The sequence below is a fragment of the Halodesulfurarchaeum sp. genome (assembly GCF_036626455.1).
Classification (GTDB): Archaea; Halobacteriota; Halobacteria; order Halobacteriales; family Halobacteriaceae; genus Halodesulfurarchaeum.
In genome coordinates, this window is the sequence record NZ_JAZKRK010000053.1 from 1 (window position 1) to 10044 (window position 10044).

11 protein-coding genes, 1 tRNA gene and 1 pseudogene are annotated in these 10044 nt (G+C 56.9%); 3 read left to right on the forward strand and 10 right to left on the reverse strand.

From position 1 onward, the window contains the following. Both V5A26_RS10640 and V5A26_RS10645 read left to right on the forward strand, forming a co-directional pair. A pseudogene (locus V5A26_RS10640) lies at nt 1–350 on the forward strand (hypothetical protein); the annotation flags it as partial. Between the two features lie 297 nt (nt 351–647). Further along, a complete protein-coding gene (locus V5A26_RS10645; RefSeq protein WP_332321877.1) occupies nt 648–1436 on the forward strand; it encodes a hypothetical protein in 789 nt (262 codons plus the stop codon). A gap of 510 nt (nt 1437–1946) precedes the next feature. Here V5A26_RS10645 and V5A26_RS10650 read toward each other — a convergent pair. The 7 genes from V5A26_RS10650 to V5A26_RS10680 form a co-directional block, all read right to left on the reverse strand. Further along, entirely contained in the window at nt 1947–2165 is a 219-nt protein-coding gene (locus V5A26_RS10650) for a hypothetical protein (protein ID WP_332321878.1), read from the reverse strand. Between the two features lie 105 nt (nt 2166–2270). Continuing rightward, nucleotides 2271–2564, reverse strand: coding sequence for a hypothetical protein (locus V5A26_RS10655; protein ID WP_332321879.1), 294 nt, complete (start codon nt 2562–2564; stop codon nt 2271–2273). 95 nt (nt 2565–2659) lie between these two features. Next, nucleotides 2660–2732 (reverse strand) — tRNA-Pro (locus tag V5A26_RS10660). Between the two features lie 48 nt (nt 2733–2780). Then, entirely contained in the window at nt 2781–3665 is an 885-nt protein-coding gene (locus tag V5A26_RS10665) for an RNA-guided pseudouridylation complex pseudouridine synthase subunit Cbf5 (RefSeq protein WP_332321880.1), read from the reverse strand. Beyond that, nucleotides 3655–4233 carry a (d)CMP kinase gene (gene cmk, locus V5A26_RS10670; protein ID WP_332321881.1) on the reverse strand — a complete coding sequence of 193 codons (579 nt, stop codon included), beginning with the start codon at nt 4231–4233 and terminating at the stop codon, nt 3655–3657. Before cmk ends, V5A26_RS10665 begins: the two co-directional genes overlap by 11 nt. 50 nt (nt 4234–4283) lie before the next feature. Further along, complete coding sequence (locus tag V5A26_RS10675) at nt 4284–5174, reverse strand: DUF106 domain-containing protein (RefSeq protein ID WP_332321882.1); 891 nt, start codon at nt 5172–5174, stop codon at nt 4284–4286. A gap of 38 nt (nt 5175–5212) precedes the next feature. After that, on the reverse strand, nt 5213–5851 hold the full coding sequence (locus tag V5A26_RS10680) for an adenylate kinase (RefSeq protein WP_332321883.1): 639 nt from the start codon (nt 5849–5851) through the stop codon (nt 5213–5215). Between the two features lie 97 nt (nt 5852–5948). Here V5A26_RS10680 and V5A26_RS10685 point away from each other — a divergent pair, with 97 nt between their 5' ends. After that, on the forward strand, nt 5949–6359 hold the full coding sequence (locus V5A26_RS10685; protein ID WP_332321884.1) for a hypothetical protein: 411 nt from the start codon (nt 5949–5951) through the stop codon (nt 6357–6359). Between the two features lie 7 nt (nt 6360–6366). Here V5A26_RS10685 and V5A26_RS10690 read toward each other — a convergent pair whose 3' ends face one another. The 3 genes from V5A26_RS10690 to V5A26_RS10700 all read right to left on the reverse strand — a co-directional run bounded on the left by V5A26_RS10690 (nt 6367) and on the right by V5A26_RS10700 (nt 9966). After that, on the reverse strand, nt 6367–7935 hold the full coding sequence (locus V5A26_RS10690; RefSeq protein ID WP_332322487.1) for a TrkH family potassium uptake protein: 1569 nt from the start codon (nt 7933–7935) through the stop codon (nt 6367–6369). Nucleotides 7936–8008: 73 nt separating this feature from the next. Beyond that, nucleotides 8009–9343: a Trk system potassium transporter TrkA gene (gene trkA, locus V5A26_RS10695; RefSeq protein ID WP_332321886.1), complete on the reverse strand. Its 1335-nt coding sequence runs from the start codon at nt 9341–9343 to the stop codon at nt 8009–8011. 251 nt (nt 9344–9594) lie between these two features. Beyond that, the gene (locus V5A26_RS10700; protein ID WP_332321887.1) at nt 9595–9966 is read right to left on the reverse strand and encodes an Hsp20/alpha crystallin family protein; all 372 of its coding nucleotides are present in this window, start codon (nt 9964–9966) and stop codon (nt 9595–9597) included. Nucleotides 9967–10044: the final 78 nt, after the last annotated feature.

The window sequence follows — 10044 nt, forward strand, 5'->3', positions numbered from 1 at the left end:
GGGTCAAATACACGTCCCGAGACGTTGCTCACAAAACCCTGGGCGTCTTGCAGTTTGACGCGTTCCATATCCAAGGCGCACCTCCATTTGCCAGTGGTGGCGAAGGGAGTCCATACCCCGGAGCAGACAGGTTGACATTACGAGCACCAACCGCGTATCAACTTCATGGTTCCCATGGTGATTTCAACAATAAAACATCGATCCGCTGGAAAGGGGACAGCCACGAACAGTATTCAGGCCATATAGAGGAGGATGTCACTATCTCATTTGTTCCCGAACAGGTCGCCTTTCCGAACGTGCGGGTAATAGCCGCAAACTTCTTGGACTGGGTACGTTCTCTCAGTGGGTAAGCCTATTTGATCGGGAATAATTGCTGGATAAATCGTCCTAAACAAACCTCCAAATTGCAATTATCGGAATCCAACTGGGGATTGATGCCGGTATTGTAATGGTCTAGGTTTTGCACGCCATTTTAGTTAGAGAAAAGGTAGCTCTCAGTGACCGTGCTGAATACAGGGCGCGTATTCAGGAAACCAACTGAAAAAGAATGGAGGGTGACTTGGAAATAAATTGGTTTATTGAGCTGGTTGTCGCTTGCAATCAGTAAGGCAAAAGATACTCAGGTTAAAAAATAGCCAACTTAGATAATGGCAAATAGAAAGAAGGTTGCCTACACTCTTTTCGTTGTCGGTATATTGTTACTTCCAGGACCACTCTATCTCAGTGCCGCGGATAATGTACTCCTTCCAGCTCCAAAAGCAGAGAAATCATATGGCGCCGAAATCATTGACCTCCAAGACGAAGAGGACCTAAATAGACTGTTTAGCTATTCAGACCGCCAAATCGCGATTACACAATACAATTTCCGGGAAGATCCTGAATACTCTCACCAATGGAATATCTCAGCTTGGCAGGTCCTGGAGACCGCAATGGCCAACGGATCAGTGACTGTTTCAGATAGTGAGATTCGCGAAGAGATTCAAAAGATCGATGCTCGATACCAATTCGTGCGGAAAGATATGGAAGAGGACAGAGTGTATTATCGACTGTCTACCGAGCAAAACGGATCAATTGTTCGTACCGAACCAGCCTCCGACGACCAGGTCCTCGGCGCAATTGCCGACCAGGCGCCACGCTATGAGAATCTTACAGCAGAAGAAAAATCGACTGTCGACAAGATCTTGAGTGCCTCCACTGTTGGTGGTGAATTTAGAGGAACCCCTAGATCGGGCTATGTTCCTCGGGTGAACGAACCCTTTGTTGATGAGCTTTCTACCTCAATTTGGAAAGGTGATACCCTCTATTATATCGACGAGGTGTATTACGTCGACCGCTTCGAATCTACCAGACTCGAAGACAGGTTATGGGGAGGAAAAGCCCTCACCGGCATCGGCCTCCTGCTAGTAATACTCGGAATTTGGAGGATATCGAGATAGGAGGATGGTGTAACCTTAAACGCCGATTCTAATTGTTTCCATTATACTCAACTCATCTGAAATAGTCAATTAATTTCACGAGGCAAGAATGGTCTCATTCTGCTGACTTCACGCTCTGTATTCAGCAGTCGTTTTCTGACATTCACTGAATAGCTCTTCGTGAGCACATTGGATATAGTCCCGACATCGGACACCCTATTCCATCCCACTTTTCGATAACTAACAACTTTTTACGACCCTATCCTACGACAGTTCGAAGAGATACCTCAATGCCCGCGAACCCGGGGGGACCCCTACGAGCCTCCGAAATACGCGCGCGCATGAAGCGACGAATTATTGCTGAATCAAATCGGTAGCGAGTAGCCAAATCCATAACCGGATCGCAAGTAAACACACTCGATTTCTTTTGGAATTGACATACAATTACTTCACCCCTGTACCCCCTGAAGATGATTTTTTCGAGCAGGAAAAGTCAGGCTCGTTTGAAATTTTGAGCAAAGAACCTCTATTCTAATCGACTTGCAGATCGATCAGAATTTGTCCGTCCTCGAAGATCGTCATCTGCACCTGATGGTCTTCGGCGACCCCGCCCTCTTGGAGTAATTCGAGCTCGCGCATGGCTTCCCGCTCGATCGAGATGCCGGGCGTGTTGTGGCCGAGCGACCGCAGATCTCGAAAGCCACGATAGAAAACCTCTTCGACGTCACGCGTTGGAAGTTGTACCGACATATGCTACAAGAGTAAGACCAGGATTAACCCCCCAACAGAACGTTGGGGTCTCACTTGGGAACGGAACACCCGCATACTCAACCCCGCAAAAATTTTCTTCTCGCTTCAATCGCTTCGAGCAGCTACCGGACGATAGTCGTTGTTGGACTGAATCGGGAACTCCCCTGGTATCTCGTCCATCGGTTCGAAGAGCGGTGATTGGCTTTTACCCCCATCACCGAGGGGAGTCAACCCAGCGTTCTCGGGATCGTGCTCCTCGAGGAAATGTTTCCACTGAGGGTCGTGGTCGTCGAAGGTATGGCAACAAAAGGGACACTCGACCAGCCGTTTTACCTCTCGGCCTTTTGAGAATGTTTTGATTTCGAGAGTGCCCTGGCGGCGGACGGTTTCGGCGTTCACGCCGACCACCCCTTATTGAAAGCGGGTTGTTGAAGCGAAAACGCCGGTTTCAGGGCCTCTACTGCTCGAACATAAAACCCATCAAAACCAGCGTATGGGACCGTTGAGATTCGAACTCAAGTCCGACGCCCCCCAGGCGCCGAGGATACCAAGCTACCCCACGGTCCCGCACTCGATGAGATGGGTGAGCGACCATTAAGGGCTTCGTTCCCCGACTCAGACGAGCACCGCTTCGAGGTCAACCACCGTTCCCGCCGCTTGATCTCCGTCCCCCACCAGCGTCCCGAGACACACCGCAGCCCCATCCGGAGTCGTACAGACCACCAATCCGTCAGGTTCGGTCTCAGGACCCGCTATCACGCCCGGTCCATACACTGGCGCTCCGTTCGCGACCTCCTTGGCAGCACTCGGGGCGATGACCACCTCGGGGAGATGGGTGAGGGCCCGTTCGGCGGGGTGGACGACCTCCCGCAACCAGTCCTCGCGGCCCGACTCCTCGTACCGAGCCAGGCCGTCGGAGAGGTCGTGGAGCGTGTGCAACTCGCTGTCGTCGAAGGGTGTCGTGGCCGTCCGGCGGAGGTCGCCCATGTGAGCGCCGGTGCCCAGCGCGAGGCCGATATCGTGACACAGCTTTCGGACGTAAGTCCCGCTCTCGACTTCCATCCGGAGGAGCGCCTGACGGTCCGCTACCTCCAGCACATCGAGTTCGTGGACCGTTCGGGTCCGGAGACGGCGGGCGACTGCACTTTTCCGTGGCGGTTTCTGGTAGATTTCGGCCTCGAATTCCGCAACGGTCGATTCGAGATCGGTCGGTGGACTGGCGTGGAGTTCGAGGACTGCGACGTATTCCTTCGAGCCCTCCAGCAGTGCCGGAACGAGCCGCGTTGCGTTGCCTAGGAGGACCGGCAACACGCCGGTGACCTTCGGATCGAGGGTCCCGGCATGGGCCGCCCGGTCGAGGTCCGTCAGCGATTTGATCCACGAGGAGACCTGATGGGCGGAGGGGCCTGGCGGTTTATCGAGGTTGATGACGCCGAACTCAAGCAACGCCTCGACGTCCCGCTTGTCCGGTGGGGCTCGGAGTGGCGATTCAGAAGTCATAGTCCACGTCCGTCACAGGGACGGCTCCTTCGTCGCGACCGCCCTCGTAGGCCTCGACGGCGTTGTGAACGATCGAGACGACCGCGTCGGGACTCCACCGGGCGGTGTTCAGAGCGAGGTCGTAGATCGAGCGGTCCTTGAAATCGATCCCGTAGTAGGCTCGATAGCGCTTTGCCTCGCTGTCGGCCCGGGCTTGCATTTCCGACCGGGCGGTCTCGAAATCCCGCTCCTCGCGCTCGGCGACCCGTTGGGTCCGGACCTGCTTCGGAGCGTCGAACCACAGCTTCAGGTCCGCGAGGTCACCGGCCATCCAGCCGGCGAGTCGCGATTCGAGTACAAGGTCGTCCCGGTTTGAGGCGATTTCTCGTTGGCGGCGGTCGAGATCCCGGTCGATTTGGTCGTCCTCCTCCGCGAGCTTGTTGAACTCGAGGGGGGTGTACCCACGTTCATTGGCCAGATCCCGAAAAATGTCACCCCCGGAGACGTGTTCGATGGAACGGGCGTCGGCCAACCTGGCAGCAACTGTCGACTTGCCGCTTCCGATCGGCCCGGAGATGGTAATCAGCATATCAGTATTCCGAGCGGCCCGCTCATATCGTTTTTGAACCCAGTGCCGCTTTACGAGGGAGAGGTCTGGATGTTCAGGGCCTTTCGGATGATCTGGGAGAACCCGATGGAGTTGAGAATGTACCAGAGGATCCACGCTTGGAGTGGACCAATAACCCCCGCAGAGAGTTCGATCTCCCCGACCAGGGGGAGCACCATTAACGACTCACCGGCTGCGAGATGCGCTGGCGGCCGGATCTTCCAGTACATCCAGAGAAAGACCGGGATCGTGATGACCATGATCCAGACCATCGGTCGGAGTTGCTCTTTGAACATCCCGAGCTGGTCGCCCATGGCGCTCATCTGTTCTTCGCGGATCCGCTCGACGGCCTCATCGTCACCGCGCTCTTTTGCGGCCTTTTGCTTTTCCTGGATCTCCTGCATCCGTTCCTGGTAGGCTCCCATCTTTTCCATGTTCATCAGGGCGTTTTGCAGGATCGCTGAGTACAGCCCGGTAATGATAGCGAGAACCATGATGACGGCGAAGAAGGGGAGAATCGAATCAAGGGGACCGAGAAATACGTCGAGGATATTACCGACGACCGACCGCACGGAGTCGACGGAATAGCCCGCAAACATCCCGAGTGCGCCTACGGCCGCAGCCTTGTCGTAGGTGCCCCAGGAGGACTCCGAATCGTCGACGTCCACCTCGGTTTCGAACTCGATCTCTTCGGTCTTCCCGAGTGCCTCTTCGACGGCTTCCCGGTCGGCAAACTGGAACCCGTCCTCGGATTCAATTAGAATATCCTTTTGGAGCAGGCGTCCCCACTGCCCGCTCGTCATGTCGTCTTTGACGTCCCGCCACTGGAGCTCGCCGTCCCTGTCGAGGAGGTCATCGAACACTTCCTCGAACTCCGGATTCTCGCGGACGAGGTCCGTGACTTTCTCCCCGATACGTGCCATTAGGCAACAAAATGGGAGGGGGCGTAATGAACCTTTTACTACGCGTGTGTGCGTTCGTCGACCGCGGCCTTTAGCTCCTTGAACACGGATTCGGGGGCCTGCTCGCCGTCAATTTCTACCAGATTGCCGGTTTCTCGGAAGTGTTCGACGACAGGAGTCGTGTTCTCCTCGTAAACGGTGATCCGTTCACGCGCTGTTTCCTCGGTGTCGTCGTCCCGCTGGTAGAGTTCCCCGCCACACTCCTCACAAACGCCCGTTTCTTCGGGTTGATCGTATTTGACGTGATAGCTTCGGCCACAGTCCGAACAGACCCGACGGCCGGTGAGGCGGTCGATCAGTTCCGACTCGCTGACTTCGAGGTACGCGACGACGTCCAGGTCGGTAATATCTTCGAGGTACCCGACCTGTGATTCGTTACGTGGATAGCCATCGAGGAGGAACCCATCAGCTTCCTCGATGGCGGCTTCGACGATTTCATTGACCACTGGATCCGGGACCAACTCACCCGCTTCCATGAACTCCCGCGGGGTCCCATACTCGGTCTCCATGTCTTTGTTCGCCCGAAGCGCATCGCCGGTCGTGATGTGTTCGATGTCGAAGGCATCGGTCAGTCGATCCGCCTGCGTTCCTTTCCCGGCACCCGGTGCCCCGAGCAGCAAAATCCGTGGATCGGACATACGTCCCTTTCCCGCGGTCAGTTTAAGGAATTGTCGAACCGGTTGATAGAGTGTCACCCAACCCGACGTTTTTGCCCATCCCACGCGCAGTTCGGGTATGAACCGGTTTACTGGCACCAGTCAGTCCGAACGCGCATCGCTCGTCGTGGCTGCGATTCGCGCTCATCGGGAGCGGGACAGTCCGTTTCTCACGGTCAAAGCTGACACCGCGTCAACCGGGGCATCTGAGAACGAGTCCGAGGGCCCGGCCCCCTGGATACAGTACCGGGACCCGGACGCCATCTGCAATCTTGACTGCACCGACGCCGAACTCGATTCGATCCGGGCGACCGTGGACAGGATCGGTGGGGTCACCATCGTCGAGCAGCAATCAGTCGAGGATGGCGGAACGAACCTTCGGCTGCGCGTTCCCGGGGATGACGAGCGGGTTGCACAGGTTATTGAGACCCTCTTTATCGATGGGTTCGGGCTACCGGAGTCGTTTCGTCTGTGGGCGGTGGCGGTGTGAGACCCGGTCAGCGATCTCGGAGTCCGCTCACGAATATCGCGAGGACGGGCACGATTTCGAGTCGACCCACCCACATCAATCCGATCATTACGAGTTTCGACGTATTTGGGAAGAAGAGATAGCTCCCGAAGGGTCCGAGCCGCCCAAAGCCCGGCCCGATGTTCCCAAGTGTCGCAAGCGAGGCGCTGACCGATTCGAGCACCGTCAAATCGAGCCCGATCCTGGCTCCGTCGAGACTGAAAAACACGGCGGCCACCCCGAACAAGACCAGATACAGCAGGGTAAACGTCATGATCCCGCGAATCGCCGCTTCGTCGACGACACTCCCGGCTAGCCTGACTGGTTCTATTACTTCGGGGTGTGCGGTGGCATACAACTGACGCCGAATGGTTTTGATAACGACCAGCCACCGAACGACCTTGATCCCCCCACCAGTCGAACCGGCCGAGCCGCCGATAAACATCACAAAGAGCAACAACATCTGTGCGGACTGGCTCCACTCGACGAAGTTCGCGTTCGCATATCCAGTCGAATTGAGAAGCGAGCCGATCTGGAACGCAGCGGTTCGAAGGGAGTGTTCGGCTACCCCTTCAGTTGCGCCGCCGATGTCCAAGACGGGGGCCGCGCCACGGAATAGGACCACTGAAAGGAGGGCGATGAACACTGCAATCAAACCCGTGTAGGCCCGAAACTCCGAGTTTTTGTACATCTGTTTGGCTTCCCCTCTGAGGACGTGCCAGAAGAGTGCGAAGTTGGTCCCGGCCACGACCATGAACGGGATGATGACCCATTGGACGGCCGCCGAGAAATAGGCGATACTCTTGGCCTGGGGCGAAAACCCACCAGTTGGAAGGGTCGTGAATCCGTGGGCGACCGCGTTGTACAGGTCCATGTTCGGCGCGTAGCCCGCGAGATGCAGCCCGAACAAAATAGCGACGAGGACAACGGTAAACCCGAAGTAGATCAACCAGAGCGCACGGGCGGTTTCGGCGATCTTTGGCGTGAGTTTCTGCAGGTCAGGACCAGGCGCCTCTGACTGCATGAGTTGGGCCCCGTTCACGGCGAGTTCGGGGAGGATCGCGATCATCAACACGATGATCCCCATGCCACCGAGCCACTGGATGAGTTGTCGCCAGAGCAACACAGCATGGGAATGTTGCTCGAAACTGATCTCCCCGAGGACAGTTGCTCCTGTCGTCGTAAACCCACTCGTCGACTCGAACAGTGCGTTGACGAGCGAGGCGATGAGCGCACCAGTCGAGTCGAGTGAGAGCCCGATCGTCGATTCGGTCCCAAGCCCCGCCAGCAGGAACGGAATCGCTCCGAAAACTGAGGCCGTGGCCCAAGCGAGGGAAACCAGCAACAGGGCCTCCCGTGGCCCGAGATCTGGGTCCGGATCGACCTGTTCGAGGGCGAACCCGGCGATTGCTGTCACGACGAACGACACGAGGAACACCCAGAAGTCCTCCATATAGACGACCGAGACGAAAAGCGGGACCAGCATCGAAAGCGAGAGGAATTTCACCATCGTCCCGAGGCTCGCCACACTCGCCCGCCACTCGACACTCCAGGTCACGGTCGGCCTCGGTCCTGGTGGGGACGTCTTGTATCGGACTGGGACCGGGTGAACGGGTTATTCACGGATACCATTAGAACCGGTCCACGACCTCATTGCGTACCTGTGCGTCGACGAAGATTACGACGCGGTCTTCTACTTCGAAGACGGTGTCCCCGCGTGGGGTAACGAGTCCGCCTTCCCGTGGGATCGCACCGATCACGACCCCTGCTGGAAGGTTCTTGACCACGTCGACGAGTCGTTTGCCAGCAACGTCACTGTCCGCCCCGATTTCAACTTCGAGTACTTCGGCGCGGTCTTGCTGGAGCATCACCACCTTTTCCGTATGCCCACCGATCGTGAATCGGACGATTTCCTCGGCGATCTCCATTCGCGGGTCAACGGCGATGTCGACCCCGACCGTTTCGAAGAGATCCGAATAATCCGCAGTTTCCACGATTGCGACCGTCCGTCTGGCACCGAGTTTACGGGCCAGAAGCGAGACGAGCAAGTTCTTTTCGTCGCTCTCGAGACAGACGACCACCACGTCCGCGTCGCCCACGTTCTCTCGATTGAGAAACTCCATGTCCGTCGCGTCGCTTTCCATCACGGTCGTGTTCGAGAGTTCTTCGGCGAGGAAGCGCGCCCGGTCGTGGTCCTGCTCGATGAGGCGTGGCTGATAGCCGTGTTCCTCGAAGACACGAGCGGTTTGATGGCCCGTTTTGCTACCCCCGATTATCACGATATCGTCGATCTCACGTTCACCCTCCGTGGCAATATCAACCGCAAAGGTCCGAACTGAATTCGGGCTTCCGATGACCACGATTCGGTCACCTGCCTCGATCGTTGTTTCCCCTTTGGCCACGATCAGTTCGCCGTCTCGGAAAATCGCCGCGAATGTCATCGACTCGTACTGGTCTGCCTCCTGAACGGATTGGCCCACGATACTGGATTCCGGTTCGATCTCCAGTTCGACCATTCGAACCAGGCCGTCCGAGAACGTATCGACGTCGTGGGCGTGTGGCAATTCGGAGATTCGGAAGATCGCCTCCGCGGTGACCAAGTCCGAACACACCATGAAATCGACGCCGAAGGCACTATTGGATTGCTGCCACGTCGACAGCAAGCGCTCTCGTTTGACTCTGGCAATTGTGAACGTGTCAGTTACCGTCTTTGCCGTGCCACTGATGACGATGTTCGTCTCGTCGCTATCCGTGGCTGCGATGACCATATCGGCCTGGTCGATGCCTGCATCCTCAAGCACATCTAAATTCGTGCCGTCGCCCTCCACAGCGAGTACGTCGAGGGAAAACGTGAGCTCCTCGACGACCGTTGGGTCTCTCTCAACGACGACCACGTCGTGAGTTGGCGCGAGGTTGGCGGCGATCGAGGATCCGACTTCGCCCGCCCCGACGATGAGAATGCGCATTAGTGAGTCCTCCAAGCCCGCATGTCTGCGGAATTGGCCGGGCACTCTATAAAAACCCATTTACACGGCTCTGGAACCGACCAGTGCGGGCCCTTGAGCTGGTCAGGCGAACCCAGCCAATTCTCGTCCTGCGGGAAGTCGAGGACACGGTTGAATCCGAGGTGGACGAACGACTATCCAACGAACGAGAGAACTGCTCACACGCGTCGCTTGAAGTCTGGTACCCACGAGAACGGGGACCGACCGCCGGTTTAGGTTTCGATCGGGATTTCAGTCCCCATGACGGTCGCGTCGGTCACCTGTGGCAAGCGGACTTCGAGAATCCCGTTCGTGTATGACGCGGAGATCTCCTCATCCGAGACTTGCTTCGGAAAGCGGAACCGTCGATGGTAGGTCTTTCGCTCCCCGCGAGAATCGTCCTCGTGTTCGGCACCGATATTCAACACGCCATCGTTCCACGTGACGGTGATCTCCTCGGGATCGAACCCCGGGAGCTCGAGGCTGAGGACGAACTCGCCGTCCTCCTCGTAGAGTTCGTAGTCGTTGCTACTGGTTTCGAACAGCCGACTTGGCAAGTCGAGGCTGCTCATCCACGAGTTCGCTGGTGTGCGCGGAAGCGCCATGGCTGGTCACCTCGAATCCATCTGGTTCTATGCTTGCGGTTCGTAATAAAATTTGTGCCCCTGGTGCCCCGGATTCAC